Annotated in this window: 22 protein-coding genes; 13 read left to right on the top strand and 9 right to left on the bottom strand. The window is 38.7% G+C overall.

The window, feature by feature from the left end:
- The first annotated feature begins 16 nt into the window (after window positions 1-16).
- A complete protein-coding gene (locus MKY26_RS17005) occupies window positions 17-982 on the top strand; it encodes a helix-turn-helix transcriptional regulator (RefSeq protein ID WP_307319535.1) in 966 nt (321 codons plus the stop codon).
- Between the two features lie 37 nt (window positions 983-1,019).
- On the opposite strand, the gene MKY26_RS17000 is transcribed toward MKY26_RS17005, so the two are convergent.
- Window positions 1,020-1,220: a YjzC family protein gene (locus tag MKY26_RS17000; RefSeq protein ID WP_095371392.1), complete on the bottom strand. Its 201-nt coding sequence runs from the start codon at window positions 1,218-1,220 to the stop codon at window positions 1,020-1,022.
- Window positions 1,221-1,434: 214 nt separating this feature from the next.
- On the bottom strand, window positions 1,435-1,971 hold the full coding sequence (locus MKY26_RS16995; RefSeq protein WP_341098217.1) for a hypothetical protein: 537 nt from the start codon (window positions 1,969-1,971) through the stop codon (window positions 1,435-1,437).
- A 127-nt stretch (window positions 1,972-2,098) separates the two neighbouring features.
- Between MKY26_RS16995 and MKY26_RS16990 the strand changes: the two genes are divergently transcribed.
- Both MKY26_RS16990 and MKY26_RS16985 read left to right on the top strand, forming a co-directional pair.
- Window positions 2,099-2,578: a GNAT family N-acetyltransferase gene (locus MKY26_RS16990; RefSeq protein ID WP_307319541.1), complete on the top strand. Its 480-nt coding sequence runs from the start codon at window positions 2,099-2,101 to the stop codon at window positions 2,576-2,578.
- Window positions 2,579-2,672: 94 nt separating this feature from the next.
- A complete protein-coding gene (locus MKY26_RS16985) occupies window positions 2,673-4,118 on the top strand; it encodes a protein adenylyltransferase SelO (RefSeq protein WP_322909890.1) in 1,446 nt (481 codons plus the stop codon).
- Window positions 4,119-4,703: 585 nt separating this feature from the next.
- Here MKY26_RS16985 and MKY26_RS16980 read toward each other — a convergent pair.
- From MKY26_RS16980 to MKY26_RS16965, 4 genes are all read right to left on the bottom strand, one after another.
- Window positions 4,704-5,081: a VOC family protein gene (locus MKY26_RS16980; RefSeq protein WP_328198320.1), complete on the bottom strand. Its 378-nt coding sequence runs from the start codon at window positions 5,079-5,081 to the stop codon at window positions 4,704-4,706.
- A gap of 14 nt (window positions 5,082-5,095) precedes the next feature.
- The gene (locus MKY26_RS16975) at window positions 5,096-5,506 is read right to left on the bottom strand and encodes a VOC family protein (protein WP_307316299.1); all 411 of its coding nucleotides are present in this window, start codon (window positions 5,504-5,506) and stop codon (window positions 5,096-5,098) included.
- A 187-nt stretch (window positions 5,507-5,693) separates the two neighbouring features.
- On the bottom strand, window positions 5,694-7,076 hold the full coding sequence (locus MKY26_RS16970; RefSeq protein WP_307316301.1) for a sensor histidine kinase: 1,383 nt from the start codon (window positions 7,074-7,076) through the stop codon (window positions 5,694-5,696).
- A 10-nt stretch (window positions 7,077-7,086) separates the two neighbouring features.
- Window positions 7,087-7,800 (bottom strand): response regulator transcription factor, encoded by a 714-nt coding sequence (locus MKY26_RS16965; RefSeq protein ID WP_307316303.1) that lies wholly within the window; start codon window positions 7,798-7,800, stop codon window positions 7,087-7,089.
- 150 nt (window positions 7,801-7,950) lie between these two features.
- Between MKY26_RS16965 and MKY26_RS16960 the strand changes: the two genes are divergently transcribed.
- The 9 genes from MKY26_RS16960 to MKY26_RS16920 all read left to right on the top strand — a co-directional run bounded on the left by MKY26_RS16960 (window position 7,951) and on the right by MKY26_RS16920 (window position 17,176).
- Window positions 7,951-8,718, top strand: coding sequence for an ABC transporter ATP-binding protein (locus MKY26_RS16960; protein WP_095371400.1), 768 nt, complete (start codon window positions 7,951-7,953; stop codon window positions 8,716-8,718).
- The gene (locus MKY26_RS16955; RefSeq protein WP_307316307.1) at window positions 8,705-10,558 is read left to right on the top strand and encodes an FtsX-like permease family protein; all 1,854 of its coding nucleotides are present in this window, start codon (window positions 8,705-8,707) and stop codon (window positions 10,556-10,558) included. The genes MKY26_RS16960 and MKY26_RS16955 overlap by 14 nt, the downstream gene beginning before the upstream one ends.
- The gene (locus tag MKY26_RS16950; protein WP_095371402.1) at window positions 10,559-10,921 is read left to right on the top strand and encodes a YxeA family protein; all 363 of its coding nucleotides are present in this window, start codon (window positions 10,559-10,561) and stop codon (window positions 10,919-10,921) included. It abuts the gene before it with no gap.
- Window positions 10,922-11,395: 474 nt separating this feature from the next.
- Window positions 11,396-12,895 (top strand): malate:quinone oxidoreductase, encoded by a 1,500-nt coding sequence (locus MKY26_RS16945; RefSeq protein ID WP_095371403.1) that lies wholly within the window; start codon window positions 11,396-11,398, stop codon window positions 12,893-12,895.
- Between the two features lie 473 nt (window positions 12,896-13,368).
- A complete protein-coding gene (locus MKY26_RS16940; protein WP_251162420.1) occupies window positions 13,369-14,118 on the top strand; it encodes an SDR family NAD(P)-dependent oxidoreductase in 750 nt (249 codons plus the stop codon).
- A gap of 179 nt (window positions 14,119-14,297) precedes the next feature.
- Window positions 14,298-15,044, top strand: coding sequence for a methionine ABC transporter ATP-binding protein (locus MKY26_RS16935; RefSeq protein ID WP_341098215.1), 747 nt, complete (start codon window positions 14,298-14,300; stop codon window positions 15,042-15,044).
- Window positions 15,037-15,699: a methionine ABC transporter permease gene (locus MKY26_RS16930; protein WP_095371406.1), complete on the top strand. Its 663-nt coding sequence runs from the start codon at window positions 15,037-15,039 to the stop codon at window positions 15,697-15,699. Before MKY26_RS16935 ends, MKY26_RS16930 begins: the two co-directional genes overlap by 8 nt.
- 22 nt (window positions 15,700-15,721) lie before the next feature.
- Entirely contained in the window at window positions 15,722-16,558 is an 837-nt protein-coding gene (locus MKY26_RS16925; RefSeq protein WP_322909881.1) for a MetQ/NlpA family ABC transporter substrate-binding protein, read from the top strand.
- Between the two features lie 429 nt (window positions 16,559-16,987).
- A complete protein-coding gene (locus MKY26_RS16920) occupies window positions 16,988-17,176 on the top strand; it encodes a hypothetical protein (protein ID WP_341098214.1) in 189 nt (62 codons plus the stop codon).
- Between the two features lie 275 nt (window positions 17,177-17,451).
- Here MKY26_RS16920 and MKY26_RS16915 read toward each other — a convergent pair whose 3' ends face one another.
- From MKY26_RS16915 to MKY26_RS16905, 3 genes are read right to left on the bottom strand one after another with little or no spacing between them, the layout of a single operon-like run.
- A complete protein-coding gene (locus MKY26_RS16915) occupies window positions 17,452-18,798 on the bottom strand; it encodes a GntP family permease (protein ID WP_095371409.1) in 1,347 nt (448 codons plus the stop codon).
- 15 nt (window positions 18,799-18,813) lie between these two features.
- Entirely contained in the window at window positions 18,814-20,361 is a 1,548-nt protein-coding gene (gene gntK, locus MKY26_RS16910; protein ID WP_095371410.1) for a gluconokinase, read from the bottom strand.
- Window positions 20,358-21,083, bottom strand: a complete 726-nt coding sequence (locus MKY26_RS16905; protein WP_307316326.1) for a GntR family transcriptional regulator — start codon at window positions 21,081-21,083, stop codon at window positions 20,358-20,360. The genes gntK and MKY26_RS16905 overlap by 4 nt, the downstream gene beginning before the upstream one ends.
- A gap of 224 nt (window positions 21,084-21,307) precedes the next feature.
- Between MKY26_RS16905 and MKY26_RS16900 the strand changes: the two genes are divergently transcribed.
- A complete protein-coding gene (locus MKY26_RS16900) occupies window positions 21,308-21,754 on the top strand; it encodes a cupin domain-containing protein (protein WP_095371412.1) in 447 nt (148 codons plus the stop codon).
- Window positions 21,755-21,979: the final 225 nt, after the last annotated feature.

The raw sequence follows: 21,979 nt of genomic DNA, 5'->3' as shown, positions 1-21,979 counted from the left end.
TGTTTAGGAGACTGAGATGAAAAAGGTTGAAAGAATTAATGTCATGATGCGATACATTAATAATCGTGCCCATTTTACGATTTCAGAAATCATGCAGGAATTTCAAATCTCTCGGTCAACAGCGATACGAGATATACGCGAGATCGAAAGTATGGGTGTCCCTCTTGTTGCGGAAGTGGGAAGAGACGGTGGTTATGCTGTCATGAAAAACGCTGTACTTCCCTCTGTTCGCTTCACTGATAACGAGTTAAAAGCACTATTTATAGCCTTTATGGCAACGAGAAACTTGCAATTACCTTATTTAAAGAGTCGCCAATCGTTAGCTGAAAAATTACTCGGTCTGATTTCAGAAGCCCAACAAGATGATCTCGTGCTTTTAAATAAGATTCTCTTATTTGAAGGAACGAACCCTTATAATCCTGAACTCTTAGAACTATCCGATTTACCTCACCCGATGTTAGAAAAACTGATTCAATTGATACTAACAGACCGTTATATGACCCTTTCTATTAACGATGTGGACTATCCTATTTATCTTATGCACCTTTACCGTGAGAAAAACATCTGGTGGGTGGAAGGCTTTGATATAAGCGAAGAAAAGAAAAGGCTGATAGCAGTCGATCATTTGACCGAAGTAAACGTCTTTCATACGAAAAAAAGATTAAGCAGAAACAGCATGCTAAAAAAGATGGCTGAACATCATGTGAAAGACAATATCGTCATGAAACTTGGACCAAAAGCCATTGCTCAATATAAAAAGTATCATCCTTTCAATGTGGCCCTTACCTATACAGACCCCTATCAAACAACAGCTATAGCAAAAATATATGTCACCATGGAGAAACGAGATCAACTAGAGGAAATAGCCAGTTGGTTGCTATTTCTTGGTGAGGATGTAGAATTGGTGGAGGTGCCGAGAGAGGTTTATACAGCTTTAGAAGAGAGGCTCTATAAATTTCAGAAGAGAAAGAAAAGCCAATAAAAACGCCAACCCAGCAATAAGCTAGATTGGCGTTGCGTTATGCGTATGATGTTTTTCGCCAAAAAGCCCCTTTGTCACAAGAGCTAATCGGTGGGAAAACTTCTTCGGTTTCTAGTTGGATTTTCTTTTCCTCGCCGGTTGGACTAGGTGTACGCGTCCCATCTGTATAACCATCCCATTCGTAGTAAGCATGAGCAGTGGAACGTTGACCTGTTTTAAATCTCTCTCCAATTGCCATAAATCTTACCTCCTTTAGGGGTGTTTGTCTCTATTTACCCGCGTTTATACAGGCTAAACCAGAAGCAAGTCCAACTTTATTTTGAGGTCTTTTTTCGGAAAACCCTCAAAAAGAACAAAAAGAAAAAGCCAGTAAGCGCAAGGCTTCTGACACAGTATGCTTTTTAACCATTTCGATGGAAGTATTACTTGTTCAAGGTCCTCATCCATTTTGCTTAACGTATCTTTTCCGCGTTTTGTTGGTAGAACCCCGTAATGAAAAAACATGTAATCCATGCAGTGGTTGTAACGATTATAGCTAGAAATAACCCCATAGCCTGCATGAAAATATCCTCTCCTTGATAGGATGGCTCAAGAGTGATGTAAAAAAAAGTAAATAAAACGGTTAATCCCATGTAAAAACTACTTCCAATAGTAGCTAACTTTAATCTATCCCCTTTTGAGCCATGCCAGGCTTTATTTACTGATGCCCATAAATAGATGCTTGTGCATACAGCTAAAACCATAAAAATTAAGTGAACATAGGGAATGACAAAATAGCCCACAATATAAAGAGCCAGAATGGTAGCAGAAAATAGGACTGTATTCATGAAGAATAGGAGAATCCCAGCTCCCCAATATGATTGGAACCATGGCGTCTTTTTTAAAAGGTGCACGAATGGATTCCCCTTGCCAAGTTGAGAGAGGCTGGGGTTTTTAAAGAATATAATAACTAACATGATGAGTGAACCAACAAATAATATTAAAGACATTATAACCCTCCATAATAAAATTATTTCATATATAGGATACAATGTAATTTATTGAAAAACAATAAAAATTTATCGATATACTCAAGTTCCTCGTATGGTAAATTTGACTGAGGAAGAGGAGATGTGAATGATGAAACTCATAGGTAGTCATATTTATTTAGCAAGTCCCCAATTGAAAGAATTTCCTTATGTTTGGAATATGCTTAATGATAAGGATGCACGAAAGTATACGGGAGGCATTCCTCAAATAAGTTATGCGGAAAGAGAGTTATTATATGCTGAGCAATGTCAGACCTTTGGTGAAAACGGAAATTGGGAGTTTTCTATTTATTCTAAGGAAAACAATGATTATATGGGCTATGCAGGTTTTACTTTTGACGATGTCAATAAAAGATACTACCTCATGTATGGATTAGACAGGCAATATTGGGGAAAAGGTTATGCGACAGACGCAATCACCTTACTTCTAGCATTTGCAAATAAAAAATTAAATATTTCTACTATTTATGCGAGTGTTCATCCTGAGAACGCTTCGTCTATCCATTTGTTAAAGAAATTTTCATTTGCAAAAAGGGATAACGAAGATCTTTATATTCTGAGTAGTTAAAGTTACAGGAAATAAAAGAGGTTAGCTGTTTTTTATTTTCATAAAAGAAGAGATATAATAAAACAAATATGATACAAAAGGAGAGGCGATAAGAATGCCAGAAAGACATGTGTCAGGCTGGAATTTGCAAAATAGTTATAAGAAGCTGTCTCCCGGTCTTTTTACAGAAACAAAACCACAGCGAGCAAGTGGTCCAGAGATGGTGCAATGGAATAAAGAAGTAGCTGAAAGTTTAGGGATTAATAAAGAGTGGTTACAGAGTGAAGAGGGCATTAAGGTGTTAGCCGGAAACCAATTGCCAGAGGGCAGTGAGCCGATTGCACAAAGCTATGCAGGACATCAGTTTGGTCATTTTAATCGGCTAGGTGATGGGCGCGCCATACTTTTAGGGGAACAGTTGGCGGTAAACGGTGATCGCGTTGATATTCAGTTGAAAGGTGCCGGCAGAACACCGTATTCTCGAGGTGGGGATGGGCGTGCGGCGCTTGGACCGATGTTGAGGGAGTATCTCATCAGTGAAGCGATGCATGGTTTGGGCATTCCAACAACGAGAAGCTTAGCTGTAGTCGAAACGGGTGATGATATTGCACGCGAAACTTTATTACCAGGGGCCATTTTGACACGAGTGGCGGCGAGTCACATTCGTGTAGGCACTTTTCAATTTGCAGCTACCTTCACGAAACCGGAAGAATTGCAGGCGTTAGCTGATTATACCATTGAGCGTCATTATCCTGAGCTTTTAAAAGAAGACCATCCATACGTGGCCTTGTTGCGCAAAGTGATCGAAGTTCAGGCAGGGTTGATTGCTAAATGGCAAGCGGTCGGTTTTATTCACGGTGTCATGAACACGGATAATATGACGATCTCTGGGGAAACGATTGATTATGGACCATGTGCCTTTATGGATACGTATGACCCAGCAACGGTATTCAGCTCCATTGATGTTCAAGGTCGTTATGCATATGGGAACCAACCATATATGGCTGGTTGGAACTTGGCGCGCTTCGCAGAGTCACTGATTCCCTTATTACATGATGAAACCGAGGAAGCGGTGAAAATTGCGCAAGAGAAAATCGGCGAATACAATCGTATCTATATTCATAAGTGGACCGGAGAAATGAGGGCCAAACTCGGTCTGTTTACAGCAGAAGAATCAGATAAGGCTCTTATTCATGATTTACTCGAAATCATGAAGGAGCAAGGCGCGGATTATACGAACACATTCATCGCCCTGACCGATCGAACATTAGATCAGCCAGCGTTCAAAGAGTGGATAGTTCGTTGGCAAGAGCGGTTAAAGAGACAGGAAGCTTCAGAAGCGGAAGTGGAACAGTTAATGAAAAATCATAACCCAGCTGTTATTCCACGAAATTATTATGTTGAAAAAGCATTAACTGCAGCGGTGAACAAAGGGGATTATCATTTATTTGAGGAGCTATTAGCGGTGCTCGCTCATCCATATGCACATACGGCAGAGCAGGAGAAGTATAAAGAGGTACCGGTACAGGATGATAATTATCAAACATATTGCGGGACGTAAAAGAAGCGGGGGAATGTCCCTTGCTTTTTTTACGCATGTTTATGGGGATTTTTGTGGGGCTTGCAAAAATTGATCGGATACGGCGAGAAACTGAACGGGTCAAAAAACGGAAGCAGTAGGGAAACCTGGTTGGATTAAGCAAGAAACGCATCAAAAAACGGAGGCAGTAGAAAAGACTGATAGGATTAAGTAAGAAGCGCGTCAAAAAACGGAGACAGTAGGAAAACCTGATAGGATTAAGCAAGAAACGCGTCAAAAAACGGAGACAGTAGGAAAACCTGATAGGTTTAAGCAGGAAACGCGTCAAAAAACGGAGACAGTAGGAAAACCTGATAGGATTAAGCAGGAAACGCGTCAAAAAACGGAGTCAGTAGAAAAAACAGATAGGATTAAGCAAGAAACGAGTCAAAAAACGGAGTCAGTAGAAAAAACAGATAGGATTAAGCAAAAAACGAGTCAAAAACCCGCGTCAGTAGCAAAAATTGCTTGAATCAGCAGTGAAACAGAAGTAACAGCCATAGGCAATTGCAGTCAACCACCTACCACAAAAAAACACACGAACCTACAGCCCGTGTGTTTGCTAACTTAGTTCTTCTCCATCACCGCAAAATAATTCCCTTCGTTATCGGCAAAGTTGAATACTTTACCAAAAGGCATTTCAACGAGCTCGCCTACTGTGACTTCTTTATTCTTGTATGTTTGGTAGAGCTTTTCAATGTCAGTTGTATAAAACATTAGAGATGGTGTCCCAAGGTTTAATTCAGGGCTCATCTTTGCCACGGTTTGTTTATCTTGAAGGACAATGGTTGTTTCTGTTTGTTCGGACGAAGCAACCTCATACCATTTAAAATCCCCTTCGTCATTTTCCGCGATCAGTTTGAAGCCGATTTTTTCTATCCAAAATTGCAAGCTTGTTTGTTGGTCGTTGACGTATAACATGATTTGTCCTAGTGATAGGGTCAAAATAATTGCCTCCTTTATCTTGTCGCTTGACTATCCATATATATGACTTCCCACGTATGTCCATCAAGATCTTGAAAGCCCATTTGATACATAAATCCAAAGTCTTTTGCTTCAGATGCCAATCTACCACCAGCATCTAGCGCTTTTTTAATGATTTCATTGACTTGGTTTCTACTTTCAGCAGCAAAGGATGTAATGACCTCAATTTGGTCATTAGAATCAATGATGTTTTTGGCGGTAAAGTTTTTAAACTGTCCCTCTGTCATCAGCATGGAAAAAGTATGTTCATTGATGACCATACATGCGGCGTCATCGTTCGTGAAATCGTCGTTGAAAGTAAACCCAATTTGTTTAAAAAAGTCCATTGACTTCTTTAGGTCTTTCACAGGTAAATTAATAAATGTCATCTTAGGTTGAAAGGACATTTCTTGTCACCTTCTCTTTCATAGTTAATGGTAAGACTGATTTCACGTTAATTATAGAGACATGCTATGAGGTAGTCAATTTTAATTTAGAATATTCTGTAAAAAGAACATACTTCATTCCTTCTTATCATTCTTCATAACAGAGATACACCCCTTTTTATAATTCTAGGAGGGGTGTATTAACTCGTTACATTTGCTTTTTTAATGCAATAACAATCTTTGTACCTTGATGCTGTTCACTAGTCAGATAAACGGTGCCACCGTGGGCTGTAATGATATCTCTCGCAATCGCCATTCCAAGCCCAGTACCTTGTGCTTTTGTATTAGTGCCACGGTAGTATCGGTCAAAAATTTGCTCTAGGTCGTCGAGAGCGATGCCGTTTCCATTATCCTCAATGATTAGTTTTCCAGCTTCTAGACGAATATCTACCTCAACGTCTGATGCATTATGCAGAAGGGCATTGTGAATAAAATTCAATAGAGCTCGTTTCATTAAATGCTGGTCGATGGACCAAATGAGTGCCGGATCATCACTTTCAAAATTGATATGATAGCCGTCATAACGAGGATCATTCAGGATGTCTATAACAATTTCCCGCGTAAATCGTTCTGCCTTTATTTCTTGTATGTGCAAAGGTAATTCTTGGTTGCGTAATCGCAGTGTTAGGTTAAAGTCATCTAGTAGTTCTTTCATATAAAGAGATTGCCGCTCAATGACTTCTGCGTACTCCTGTCTCTCCGCGTGGGAAACTTGCTCCTCATTTAATAACTCGGCATAGCCGCGAATGGAGGCAAGCGGTGTTTTTAAATCATGGGAAACATTACTTATCCATTCGTTACGCATATTTTCGAGTTTTTTACGTTCTTCCTCATGCGCTTGAAGGGTAGTGGAAACTTCATTCAGATTGGCAAACACAGGTTTATAAATACCTGCTCGTTTCGTCTTTTGAACAGTGAAATTTCGTGCTTTAAGTTGAGAAATGCGTTCAATCATATAATGAACAGGCTTGGTCAGTATTGTGCTAAAGAGTAGCCCAACAATAGCTGCGATAATCAAATCAACAATCGTTATGGCAATGATTGCTTTGAAGACATACGTAATGACTGAAGTGGTATCCATCATGAAAGTAACGCGCTCCTCTTTACTTTGGGGGACACCAATGATGTAACTATATTCTTCGAATTCCCCGAGGAAATACGTATTAAAATGATCGTCCATATACTTATATTTATGTACAAGTTCTACAGGGCTATAATGATTTGCAACTCCATCAGGTGCAAATTTAGAGGAAATCACCTCTCCATTTTGATTTAAAATTTGCAGCCACGCACCGAATGATTCTAGCGCTTCTACTCCTTCAGCTGAAAGAGTTGGTTGTTCATTTTCTAATGTTAAATAGTTAGAAAAAGAACGGGTGAATCGTTCGGCTGAACCACTTTCTACTTGATCAATGCCTTGTTGTTGCTGATAAATAAGCAAACCAATTAAAACCATTGTATTAACAATGATAACGATGAAAACGATGCTTAAAATTGAGAATAAATACCTACCAGTTAATTTCCATTTCATTTGTCCTCACCTATTTTACATTCAGTCGATACCCGAGCCCTTTAACCGTCGTAATGAAGGTCGGTTTGGAGGGGGTATCTTCTATTTTCTCACGTAATCTGCGGATATGAACCATTAAAGTATTATCTGCTCCGTAGAAGTCTTCACCCCACACGGTTTGAAACAATGTTTCCTTACTAAGTATTCGATTTGGGTTTCGGATAAAACAAGCCATTAACCTAACTTCCTTAGCAGTTAGTTCTATGCGTTGATCCTGCTTGTATACTTCTGTTTGTTCTTTATTTAAGGCAAAAGGACCGGCAGTCATCATCGTTGTTTCTATCATTGTTTGTTCAGATATCTGTTGTGAATAGCTGCCAGCACGTCGGAGTTGCGCTTTCACACGATAAGCAACTTCTTTTGGGCTGAATGGTTTTGTAATATAGTCATCTCCGCCAATTGCCAATCCTAATATCTTATCGATTTCATCTGTTTTGGCGGATAGGAATAAAATTGGAATTCTCGAGACTTCACGGATTTTTTTACATAAATCGTAGCCCTCACCGTCAGGAAGCATCACATCGAGAATCGCTAAATCTGGGGAGAAAGCCTGGAATTGTTCCCAACCATTCTTAACTGTACCTGCTGTTTGTATGGATTGAAATCCTTCTTTTTTTAGAGAAGTTTGCATGAGCTGACATAAATCTTGTTCATCATCAACGATTAGAATACGAGGCTGTTCCACATTGATTCCTTCCTTTCATCTATCTATTAGCCTTATCTTAACAGTGTTTAACGATTATTATATACAATTTAAGGATTTTGTAAGGTAGAAGTGAATTTAGTGTAAGGATGGGGAGGTAAAGTAGAGACATAAGAAAGAGGTGCTTAATATATGGAATCATTATTAGTTGTAAAAAAGGTAGAAAAAATATACGGAAAAGGTGCAAACACATTTCATGCGCTTCAGAATATATCATTTGACATTAGCCATGGGGAATTTGTAGGCGTTATGGGGCCATCAGGAGCTGGGAAGTCTACCTTACTAAATGTATTGGCAACAATTGACTCTCCGACAAACGGTGATATTTATATTGAAGAAGACAATATTGCCAAAATGAAAGAAGAGAAGTTAGCGGATTTTCGCCGTGATCATTTAGGTTTTATTTTTCAAGACTACAATCTACTCGATTCATTAACTGTTCGCGAAAATATTGTCTTGCCACTGGCGATTGCTAAAAAATCAGCAAAGGAAATGGCTGAAAAAGTAGAGACATTAGCGCATACTTTCGGGATTGCTTCTTTATTGGATAAATATCCTTATCAAATATCTGGAGGTCAGAAACAAAGAACGGCAGCTTGTCGTGCATTGATTTCGAATCCTAAATTGATTTTTGCTGATGAACCGACTGGTGCTTTGGATTCAAAGTCAGCAACAGACTTACTAGAAAGCATGAGCCAATTAAATGAAAAGCATGAAACAACGATTATGATGGTTACGCATGATGCTTATGCTGCTAGTTTTTGCCGAAGAATTCTTTTTATTAAAGATGGCCAATTATCAAAGGAAATCTATCGTGGTTCACATACGAGAAAAGAGTTTTTCCAAATGATCTTAGCGGAATTGGCACAACTAGGCGGTGACGATAATGACGCTATTTGATTTAGCGATCAAAAATATTCGTCGAAATGTGAAGAGTTATGGGCTGTACATCGGCTCGATGATTTTCTCTATTATCATTTATTTTACTTTTGTCACGTTGAAATATAGTGAAGACATCACTGCCTTGGCAGCAGTCTCAAAGCAAGTCAGTAGTATTATGAGTGCATCTGCATTTGTCCTGATTATTTTTGTTGCTGTATTTATCCTTTATTCGAACTCTTTTTTTATGAAAAAAAGGAAGCTGGAAGTAGCGCTTTATTCCTTACTTGGGGTACGTAAACGCTCCATCGGTTTTATGCTTTTTTTCGAGAATATCGTTATTGGCGTAATTGCCTTAATTATTGGTGTTGGCTTGGGCTTCTTACTATCACAACTTCTCTTAATGGTTTTATTAAAATTAATGGGACTTGAAGTAATGAGTAGTCTAGCATTTTCACCAAGTGCAGTTGTTAATACAGTCATCGTCTTTATGATTCTGTTTTTATTTACGTCATTACAAGGGTATCGTGTAATTTATCGTTTTAAGTTAATTGATTTATTTCACGCAGAAAAGAAAGGCGAGGAATTTCCGAAAGCACGTCTTATTTCGGCTTTATTAGGTGTGGCATCATTAGCAGGTGCTTATTGGTTGGCGTTGCAAGATTTGATGACTTCAGAAGTATGGCGCTTACTTAGTGTAGCTATGCCATTAGTTATTATTGGATTAACGGTGTTAGGAACGTATCTTATTTTTAATAGTGTACTTGTTTATATTTTATCGAAATTAAAAAATCAAAAGAACTGGGCTTGGAAAGGCTTAAATCTATGGACAACGTCACAGCTATTGCACCGCATTCGTGGAAATGCACGAACACTAACAGTGATTGCAACTTTAAGTGCGACAACAATTACTGCTGGAGGTGCGGTATTTGGGCTTTATTATAATGCGGATAAAGAAATAGAGACCTATACGCCTATTACATTTATGTGGGAGGGCGAGCCACAGAAAATTACACAAGACATTGTTGTGTATGAAGAGGAAATCAAAAGTAAAACTGTCCGTATAGCTGAAGGTGACATGGAAATTGACTACCAAGTAATGGATTATTCAACCTTCAAGCAATTGGCTACACGACAAGGGTGGGAGGACCTCCCTACCATTAATCAGGAAGAGGCATTCATCCTGGATACGTATTATGATGAGCGTTGGTCGACAAAAGTAGATGAGGTTAAGCTTAATAAGCAGACATTAAATGTGATCGCTTACGAGGATCGATCCGTTGTTAATACCTTCACAATGGGAGGTAAATTATTAGTTGTAACAGATGCTTTGTTTGAACAAATAGACAGCCCGCAGGTGACCTACCAAGCGGTTCAAGTGGAAGATTATAAAAAGCAGCAAGCACTATCAGATGATTTAGCTGCTTCTACAGAACAATTTTCAAGTGCAACACAACAATATAAAGATTCCATTGAAGCTTCAGGCTCTATGCTATTTGTTGGAAGCTTTCTTGGACTCGTATTCTTAGTCGCTACGGGTAGCATCATTTTCTTTAAGATGATGACTGAAGCAGAAGAAGATAAAGGGAAGTATCAAGTGTTATACAAAATTGGTGTGTCACAAAAAGAAATGAAACGAACGATTAGACATCAGGTGGGAATGATCTTTACGGCACCACTACTACTTGGATTAATGCATGGAGCGATTGCCTTAGTTGCATTTTCTAATTTGCTAATGATGAATCTGCTTATACCAGTAGTAATATGGATGCTAGCATATACAATGATCTATTTCATCTATTATTTCTTAACGATAAGAAGCTTTCAAAAGACGATATTTTCAATGTTAGGGGAGAGATAAATGAAGAAGACAACTGGGGTTATTGGAGGAATTGTCATCGTTTTTATTGTGGCAGTTATTCTATTAATAAATATAGATTTTAATCGTTTAGGCAAAGAGAATGCGTATGTTCAATTAAATGAAGAGCCGAGAGTAGAAGAAGAAACATTAGAATCAGGAGAAGTGATGAAAAGGTATTGGTATGAGCTGCCAGCTTATAATAAAGAAGGCAAAGCAATCGCAGTAGAATTCTCTGCTTCTAGAGCTTTGCGTGAGGATGCCTACTTAATGCTTTACCTTGATGATAGTAATGAAGTCACGTCTTACGATGAAGTAAAAGAAAGTGATATTCCTTCAGAAGTAATAGAAAAAATAAAATCGTAAAGATAGGTCCCTGAAATTTTTATTCGGGGGCTTTTAAGTATTTTGGAATAATAAATAATTAGAATGGTAAAGTTGAATAAAACAGCAAAATATTCGTTAAAAGCAAATAAAATAATACCCACTAAGAAAAAATGCGCGGAACTTTCCAACTTTTATCTGTTTTCCATTATTTTTTTCAGTCAAATATCAAAAAATTTTATATAATATAAATAGGATTTATACTATTATAGAGGGAGAAGAATTTCTTCTATGATGGATAATTGCCAATTTTATAGTATAATTAGTATTGAGAAATATATATTTTGCAAAGATTGATGACATTTAATTTAGCGCATTTTAAAGAGAAGGTGCCTGCACAATGTAAACGTTTGCCTACATCGACCAACAACTGGAAGGGTAGAGAAGCGTTTTTGGTGTAGGTTAGACTATTGTCTTATTTTCTCTGCAAATTTCACGGTATAAGGATGGTAAAAAATGAGCAACGGGGAAACCAAAGAAGTGATTTTAATTGGTGCTGGGATTATGAGCGCGACTTTAGGTTCGCTCTTAAAAGAATTAGTTCCAGACTGGAAAATCAAAGTGTTTGAGAAATTGGATAAAACAGGGGAAGAAAGTTCAAATGAGTGGAACAATGCAGGTACAGGTCATGCTGCATTATGTGAGCTTAACTATACGAAAGAAAATCCAGATGGTTCTGTTGATATTAAGAAAGCCATCAATATTAACGAGCAGTTCCAAGTTTCTAAACAATTTTGGGCTTATCTAGTTGATAGTCAATTAATTAGAAGACCACAAGAGTTCATTATGCCTTTGCCACATATGAGTTTAGTGCAAGGACAAAAAAATGTAGAGTTTTTGAAAAGACGTCATGAAGCAATGTCTAGCAATCCACTATTTGCTAGTATGGAGTATGCGACAGATCATGAAACATTAAAAAAATGGATTCCATTAATTATGGAAAACCGTGCAACTACTGATGCGATTGCCGCAACAAAAATCGATTCAGGGACAGATGTAAACTTCGGTGCTCTTACACGTTTATTATTCCAACAACTAGAGTCTCAAGGTGTGGAAATGCACTATCAGCATAGTGTAGATGATTTAAAACGCACAAGAGATGGCGGCTGGGAAGTGAAAGTACGTGACCATGCAGGTGGAAACCTGGAAAACCATAAAGCAGACTTTGTCTTTATCGGTTGTGGAGGCGGTAGCTTACACTTACTACAGAAGTCAGGTATTCCTGAAGGGAAAGGCATTGGCGGGTTCCCTGTAAGTGGAATATTTATGTCTTGTACAAACCAAGAGATCGTGGAACAGCATCATGCGAAAGTTTATGGTAAAGCGCCTGTGGGTGCACCACCAATGTCTGTGCCGCATTTGGATACAAGATACATTAATAACAAAAAATCATTATTATTCGGTCCATTCGCCGGCTTCTCACCAAAGTTTTTAAAAAATGGATCCATGTTTGATTTAATCACTTCTGTTAAGCCAAGCAATGTGTTAACCATGTTATCAGCTGGTGTGAAGGAAATGGGCTTAACAAAATATCTAATTGAGCAAGTGCTACAGTCAAAAGAAAAGCGTATGGAGCAATTACGTGAATTCGTTCCAAATGCAAAAAGTGAAGACTGGGAATTAGTCATTGCTGGACAACGTGTGCAAGTGATTAAAGATACAGAAGAAGGCGGAAAAGGGACGCTCCAATTTGGTACTGAAGTGGTAACGGCAGGCGACGGTTCAATAGCTGCTTTATTAGGCGCATCACCAGGGGCATCAACAGCTGTTCCAGTAATGCTGGATATCATTGAGCGCTGCTTCCCAGAAAACATAAAAGAGTGGGAGCCAAAAATTAAAGAGATGGTACCATCTTACGGTCTTTCTTTATCAGAAAATCCGGAGTTACTCCAAAAAGTAAATCAAACGACTGACCGAGCGCTCGGTTTAGATCAAAATAAAGCGATTCATAATTAATATATGAGAGAGAAACCTGAACATCACAGCTGAAGTGTGGAATGTTCAGGTTTTTTTGTGTTTATGAATGGTTATTGATTGGTGGGGAATATTGTAAGCCTGTCCGAACAGCCGAATGATAAATAGTTGAAAATCAGAGGAATTTTGGAAAATGATTGTGATTAGATACGAGTTCAGAGTAGCGTATTTATGATTGTGCATAGGCGAATTACCCGCATAATCTGACAGAATAAATGTAACTTTTGTGAAAATAGCCCTTTAGTCCCCTGGCGTTTTTCTATACAAACCCTTTTCCCTCTCCGGTTATTAATAAATCATTTATGAAATCCGTCCGTAATGTTGCTGTTCTAAACCCTATATTTCCCTTAGTGTGTAAGTATTATCTATTGTCAGATCCTAATATAATCTGATATGATTTATTCGTAAAGTATTTAGACGTCTAAACATATTATTTTAATAAAGGGGTCTTTCTCATGAAATTGAATGGTAAGGTTGCGATTATTACTGGGAGTGCTTCTGGAATCGGAAGAGGAATGGCGCTTGCGATGGCGAAAGAAGGCGCGCATGTTGCCATTGTTGATGTGAATGAAGAAAAAGGGAAAGAGACATTAGCAGAGATTCGTGTTCACACAGAAGGTATGCTGTTTATCAAAGATATCACAGTACAAGAAAACATTACGCAAATTGTTGAAGAAGTTGTTAGGAAGTTTGGTAAACTTGATATTCTCGTAAATAATGCACATGTATCTAAGCAGGTGCTCTTTAATGAAACAACTCAAGAACATTTTGACCTTTCTTTTAACACTGGTTTTTATCCAACGGTTCGCTTTATGCAAGCGGCGTATCCTGAGTTAAAGAAAAATAAAGGAAAAGTCATTAATTTTGCTTCAGGAGCGGGAATTGATGGACAAGTGACACAAACAGCTTATGCTGCAGCGAAAGAAGCGATACGTGCCATCACACGTGTAACAGCAAATGAATGGGGACCTGATCATATTAATATTAACTTGATTTCTCCAATTGCTTTAACACCAGGTGTTGAACAATGGAAGCAACATGCGCCAGAAGCATATGATGCGATGGTAAATAAGATTCCATTACGCCGTTTAGGTGATCCTGAAAATGATATCGGAAAAGTAGCTGTATTCTTAGCAAGTGAAGATTCAAACTACATTACTGGACAAACTATTCTTGTTGATGGTGGATCAATAAAATTACATTAATTCAAGAATCTCCTACCAAAATAAATGGCGGGGGATTTTTTTGTCTCTAATTCAGATTCCATCATTATAAGTAGACAGAATGTTTGTAAATGCCCGTCAAAATGACATTATAGAGGGATTGAGCTATAATATATCCGTTATTGATTACCTTTCATAAATGGAAAGGGGGTTTATTTCATTTGATTCAAATGCATGATATAAGTAAACGCTTCGCTGATTATGAAGCGATTAAAGCGGTTGATATCGAAGTAAATGAAGGCGAGATCTACGGCATCATTGGTGCAAGTGGAGCGGGGAAATCGACATTACTACGGTTAATGAACTTGCTTGAAGTACCCGATTGCGGTGAAGTCGTTGTTGATGGAAAAAACTTGATGACGATGAAACCAAAACAGTTAAGAGAAGCGAGAAAATCAATGGGGATGATTTTTCAGCATTTTAATCTTGTGGCGAATTTAACCATTTATGATAATGTCGAGGTTTGTCTTCAGCTAGCAAACTACCCGAAGCATCGACGAAGAGAAAGAGTGATGGAATGCTTGAGGTTCGTCGGTCTTGCTCATTTGGAAAAGCAGTACCCACAAAGTTTAAGTGGCGGTCAAAAACAAAGAGTGGCGATTGCTAGAGCCCTTGCGAACGAGCCTAAGGTGTTATTATGCGATGAACCAACTTCTTCGCTTGATCCTCATACAACAGCAGAAATTCTCGCTGTGCTAGAGGAGATTAATCGTACATTAGGGGTCACGATTGTCATTGTTAGCCATGAGATGGAGGTTATACAAAGCACTTGTCACCGCGTATCGGTCATGGCAGATGGTTCTGTCTATAAGACAATCGAGCTAGAACCAAAAGGCATCCCTGATGTGGACCACACCCCTGAATATTTTATTGAAAAATTAACAGGTGAGGTGAGCGGGGATGCCTGAAGTATTGCAAAGGTATGAGGCGGAAATATGGCAAGCGATTGGCGAGACTTTTGCGATGGTGGGGATGTCTATTCTTGCCGCTGTCATCGTGGGACTCCCTGTTGGAACACTACTTTTTCTTTGTCGAAAAGGGAATTTACTAGAAAGCCGAGCTGTTTTTTCGATTTTAAATTTATTGGTTAATACGATTCGTTCTTTTCCATTTTTATTATTAGTCGTCTTCTTGATTCCTTTTACAAGGTTCATTATTGGGACAGCGATAGGCACAGCGGCAGCAACTGTACCGCTTTCTATTATCGCTATCGCACATTATTCTCGCCTTGTAGAGCAGTCTTTATTAGATGTCCCTAGAGGCGTAATAGAGGCAGCAAAGGCAATGGGGGCATCGGTTGTCGAAGTTGTCTTCAAATTTTTGTTTGTCGAAGCACGTTCAGGGCTAGTCCTTGGCTTAACGACTTCAATTATTAGTTTTATATCCTATTCCACTATTATGGGGGTAGTAGGTGGTGGAGGAATTGGTGATTTCGCCATTCGCTATGGATATCAACAATTTATGACGGATTTAATGATATATATGATCATTATTATGGTCATTCTCGTACAGTGCATCCAGTTTATTGGGACAACAGTTGCGAGAGTGATTGATAAGAGATGATTACATACTGAAGGAGGAAAATATGAAAAGACTATTTGCTTTAATGATACTAAGTATTTTGATGCTTGCTGCTTGTGGTCAAGAAACAGAAGATCAAACAGACGATAAACAAATAAATGGTGGTGACAGTAAAGAAGAGGTAACACTAAAAGTCGCTTCGCTTATTCCACCGATGACAGAGATTCTTGAGTTAGTAGCGCCACAACTGAAAGAAGAGGGCATTCATCTAGAGATGGTTGTGCTAAGTGATAATGTGCAACCCAATACAGCATTAGCGGCAAAAGAAGTAGATGCAAACTTTTTTCAACATGTTCCTTATATGGAGGAGTACAATCGTAGTAATGATGCGAATTTAGTGGCAATACAAGAGATTTATTTTGCCAATTATGGTGTTTATTCAAAGAACTTTGAAGATATAGCTGATTTACCTGAAGGAGCAACGATTGCCATTGCCAATGATGTATCCAATATTGACCGTTCATTAGCATTACTAGCGCAACATGATGTGATTGAATTAAAAGAAAAAACAGGTCCATATTATACGAAATCAGACATCACATCTAATCCAAAGAATTATCAGTTCGAAGAGGTAGATTTATTAATGCTAGCGAGAATGTATGATGATGCTGATGCAGTCGTAATGACTCCTGCTTATGCTGCACCACTGGGCTTAACACCAAAAAGTGATGCACTACTAACAGAAGGTATTGATAATGACTTTGCCATTACACTTGTCGCTCGCGAAGATAACAAAGATTCAGAAGCGATTCAAAAACTTGCAGAAGCAATGACAAGTCCTGAAGTGAAAAAATTCTTAGAAGAAAATTATGATGAAACGGCGATTCCGGCATTTGAATAACATAGAAATGTCTATGATCTAGAAGCTGAAACAAAACTAAATTCTTCACTTCTAATTCATAACTAAACACGTGAAAAATAATAAAAAACGAACTAATCTGAAGCTCTAAAATAGAGTTTCAAATATTAGTTCGTTTTTTTCATTTGCGGAAAACCTTTTGTCCCAGCCTCTTGTGGCATTTTATAAATGTATCTGTCTATGTGAGTCTGATGTATTGAATCAGAACCTTCTTAATGAATTGGTTGGTGGGGAATGAAGCGGGATGATCGCGCAAAAGTCGAGGGAGAAAAGGAAAGAAGTACGCGTAAATAGGGAATACGCGCAAAAGTGAGTGAAGAAAAGGAAAGAAGTGCGCGCAAATAGGGAATACGCGCAAAAGCGAGTGAAGAAAGGGAAAGAAGTACGCGTAAATAGGGAATACGCGCAAAAGTGAGGAAAGAAAGGGAAAGAAGTGCGCGTAAACAGGAAATACGCGCAAAAGTGAGTGGAGAAAAGGAAAGAAGTGCGCGCAAACAGGGAATACGCGCAAAAGTGAGTGGAGAAAAGGAAAGAAGTGCGCGCAAACAGGGAATACGCGCAAAAGCGAGTGAAGAAAGGGAAAGAAGTGCGCGCAAATAGGGAATACGCGCAAAAAATCGAATAAAAAACCAAAGTTGTGAACGCAAAGTCACAGTAGCTTACAGCAAGAACGTTTAGATCCGAGGTTTATGTATGACTCATTGTGCGTGCCTTTAATTTTCTTAAACCTTTAACGATATTTTCCATCCCATTCAAGCTTTTATAATTTCAGATCGGCTTTTTGATACGATAACGGTTCTCTCCGAATTAGCTAATAACAAAGCAAAAAGCCGAGTGAGTGGATCGTAACTCTCTCGGCTTTTGCTTTTTGTCACTTAAACAATCAAGCTTAATAATAAAGTAAATACTAGGCCTGAAATGGCAATGATTGTTTCTAATAATGTCCATGTAGCAAACGTTTCTTTCATTGATAAACCAAAATACTCTTTAAACATCCAGAAACCTGCGTCATTGACGTGGGATGCGATTAAGCTACCTGCACCTGTTGCGAGTACAACGAGAGCTAGGTTAACGTCTGTTTGACCGAGTAAAGGGATAACAAGTCCAGCTGTTGTTAATGCTGCAACTGTCGCAGAACCTAAGGAAATTCTCAAGATGGCTGCGATGGTCCAGGCTAATAAGATAGGTGAAAGGGTCGTGCCTTCGAATAATTGGGCAACATAATCACCAACCCCACCGTCAATCAATACTTGCTTGAAAGCACCACCGCCACCGATGATCAATAGCATCATTCCAATTTGTGTGATGGCTGTTGTGCAAGAGTCCATTACTTGTTTAATTGGAATATTGCGGCCAATGCCCATTGTGTAAATGGCCACAAGTAGAGAGATCAAAATCGCGATTGAAGCATCACCAATGAACTTAATCACGATAACGATTATGCTATCGCTAAAGCCCATCGTTTCTTGAAGTAAAGTAACGATTGTTGCAATCGACATAAGGATAACTGGTAACATCGCTGTAAATACACTGATACCAAACCCTGGTGTGTCTTCAAGTTTAAATTGTTTTTGCTCACCTAAAGAAGCAATATTTCCGCTCTTTGTGAATGAGTTTGGTACGATTTTCTTCGCAATTTTAGTGAAAACTGGACCAGCAATAATCACTGTTGGGATAGCAATAATCATCCCATATAATAGAACTTCACCAATATTTGCACCGTACTCACCAGCAATGACGGTTGGACCAGGGTGAGGCGGTAAGAAACCATGTGTAACAGATAATGCTGCTGCCATTGGGATACCGAGATAAAGAATCGATACTTTTAATTCTCTTGAAATCGCAAATACGATGGGAATAAGTAATACAAGACCTACTTCAAAGAATAGGGCAATCCCGATAATAAAGGATGATACGACAACTGCCCATTGGATATTTTTCTCACCAAACTTATTGACAAGGGTCATTGCAATTCTTTGTGCACCGCCAGCATCAGCGATTAATTTACCAAGCATAGCACCTAGACCAAAGATTAGGGCGATATGTCCAAGTGTTCCACCAAGACCGCTTTCAATCGTGCCAACAATTTCTGATGCAGGCATGCCAAGAGCTAGGGCAACACCAAATGAAACGATAATAAGTGAGACAAATGTGTTGAGTTTGAGCCCCATAATAAGGAGCAATAGGGCAATGATACCTAAAGCAACAATAAATAATGGCATAGTTTTCTCTCCTTTTTATTCGCTATCTTTTCCAATCAAGCCTCTTTGGTAGTTAGCGATTTTTGTATATTCCTCTGTTAATACTCTTGTCAGGTTGATAAAGCTAGGCATTAGTTGACGATACGCATTTGCTGCATCTTCATCTGGTGTATGTTTATGTGTGCTACCGATCATGTCAGAAGCTACTGCAAAATTTTCAATCTCTCCTGTAGCGTATAACCCAAGGATACATGCCCCTAAGCAGGAACTTTCATAGCTTTCAGGTACGACCACTTCAGAATCAAAAATATCCGCCATCATTTGGCGCCAAACAGCAGAGCGGGCAAATCCGCCTGTCGCTTGAATACGCGTAACAGGTTCGTCCATACACTCCATAAGTGCGAGGAAAACAGTGTATAAGTTGAAAATGACACCTTCTAATGCGGCGCGAATCATATGTTCTTTTTTATGTGAAAGGGTTAAACCAAAGAATGAGCCTCGAACATCTGGATTCCATACAGGTGCTCTTTCACCCGCAAGGAAAGGATGGAAAATAAGTCCATTTGCACCCGGTCTCACACGTTCAGCAATTTTTGTTAACACTTCATATGGATCGAGTCCTAAACGTTTGGCAGTCTCTACCTCGGATGAGGCAAATTCGTCACGAATCCAACGGAGGACAATCCCACCATTATTAACAGGGCCACCAATGACCCAATGATCTTCCGTTAGTGCATAACAGAAAATCCGGCCTTTTTCATCTGTTTGCGGACGGTCAATAATCGTACGAATGGCTCCACTAGTTCCGATGGTGACGGCGATTTCCCCTTTGCCAATTGCATTGACACCAAGATTAGAGAGGACACCATCACTTGCACCGATAACAAAAGGGGTATGAGGATCAAGTCCCATTTGTAAGGCAAGCTCACTGTCACAGTGCGTGAATATCTGTGTTGTGGGAACAAGGGTGGATAGCTGGTCCTCGCGAATGCCCGCTATCTTTAATGCTTCTTTGTCCCATGTTAATTCAGTAAGATTCATCATTCCCATTGCTGATGCGATAGAATAATCAACAACATATTGGTTAAAGAACTTCTTGAAAATATACTCTTTTATGCCAATGTATTTTTTCGCTCTTTGGGCTATTTCTGGGCGTTCATTTGTGATCCATGTTATTTTACTCAATGGGGACATTGGATGAATAGGAGTCCCTGTACGTTTATAAATCTCATGGCCACCCCATTCATCCTTAATTTTATGTGCCCATGATTCACTGCGGTTATCGGCCCATGTAATACATGGAGTCAATGGTTGATCATTCTCATCGATAGCAATTAGGCTATGCATGGCACTACTAAAGGAAATAAATGCTGGCATCATTTCTCTATTTTTTTTCATAATGTTCGTTATCGCCTGCTTGACCGCTTGATAGATTTCTTCAGGGTCCTGCTCAGCTGTAGACATATCTGGTGTATGCAATGGGTAGCCGATGTTTTCTTTTTGAATGACTTTCCCGTCTTTTGTAAAAAGAACAGCCTTTGTGCTGGTTGTTCCAATATCTACACCTAACATATAGGTTGTCATTTTGTTCCGCCCCCTTCTGCAAGAATTTCTTGGGATTTCCACATATCTTCAACTCTTCCTTGCACATCATCAAAATTTTGATGGAGAGATTGAATCATTAATGTTTTATCTTTTTTCTCAATCGCTTCAATATAGAGTGCGTGGTTTGTGAATATGCGTTCGAAATCGTGCTGGTTTTCTTTAAAACGCTTACGCATGGATAATAGAATCAATCCTTCCATGACTGGTTTTAAATTATTCCAGATCATTAATATATATGAGTGATTAGCGGCTCGAATAATTGTCTCATGAAATTGTAAATCCTGAAGTGAGAATTCATCCGCATCATTATATTTAATAGAGACTTTCATCATTTCTAAAATCTTATTGAGTTCTTTTACAAGGTCTGTAATATCTGAACGTACAAGTCGTTGATAGATAAACGTTTCAATAAGAATACGCACATCATATATTTCTTCTATTTCTTTCTCGGATAAGCCAATGACGACTGCACCCATTCGTTCTTGGCGAATAATATTTTCAGCAGAAAGAATTTTTAATGCTTCTCTTATTGGTGATCGACTTACTGAAAAGTCAGCAGCTAATTTATTTTCAGAAAGAATGGTACCGCTTTCAATGCGTCCTGAGAGAATTTGCATCCTTAATTCACTTACAACGCGCTCACCTGTCGAAGCTTTCGTAAGCCATTTGGAAGGGTAGAGAAATTCTATTGGTTCGTTCATCATAACACCTTCTCATTTTAGTATACTTGTATACAAGTATTATATCTCGAATTTTCGATTATTCAAGGAGTTAATAAGAATTGTTTTTTTCTGTATGGAGGAAATGGGGGGAAGGGTGGCGGACGAATCCTCTTAGAAAGGTATTCTTAGCTCAAATAAAGATTTAATTATTATTCACTATTTAAGATAAATCATTCGTCACTATTCCATTTAGGTTACATATAATGAAGCAATTTGATGTTGAAGGAGTGGGAAGGGTGTTTTGTAATGATGAGAATATTACCTTATTGATTGTCTCCTTAGAGAAGGGTGAAGTGACACCCATTCAATGTCACCTGAATGCTTCTTCACTCTTATATTGTGTACAGGGGAGAATAGAAGTATCATTTGTGTTACCAGATGTACATCAAATCAAGTTGTTCACTATTTCCCCCAACCAAGTAGTTAATATCCCCAAAGGATGTTGGCACCTTATACAAGCTAAAAAAGATAGTCAATGGTTAAATGCTTTTGATTGTCCTCTGCCTCAAACCATTTTTGCATCGCAGGTACAAGAGTTAAATGAGCCTAGAATACTCACGTCAAAAGCACTTCGTCAACATACCGTAATGGCAATTGAAAGTGAACCCTACTATTATCATCATGGTAACTTATCGTTCCCAAAAAAATAGAGCCATAGTTCTACCAGGGTAAACAAGGAGGGACCGTATAGGATTCCTCCATAAAAAGCAAAGATGAAGGCCGAGCAAGTAGGAGTTGCCCGTCATTCAGATGGATAAACCAAAGCGAAAATAGTACATATCCCAGTAAACATTAGCACATACTATAATTAAAAAGGTACGCTGCTCTTATAACGTGTACGGTTCGTGTTTTTGAGAAAAGCATCATGAAGACCA

The organism is Cytobacillus sp. FSL R7-0680 (assembly GCF_038009245.1).
Classification (GTDB): domain Bacteria; phylum Bacillota; class Bacilli; order Bacillales; family Cytobacillaceae; genus Cytobacillus; species Cytobacillus kochii.
Note: the sequence above shows the minus strand (reverse complement) of the source record. Positions and strands in the feature narration are given on the sequence as shown.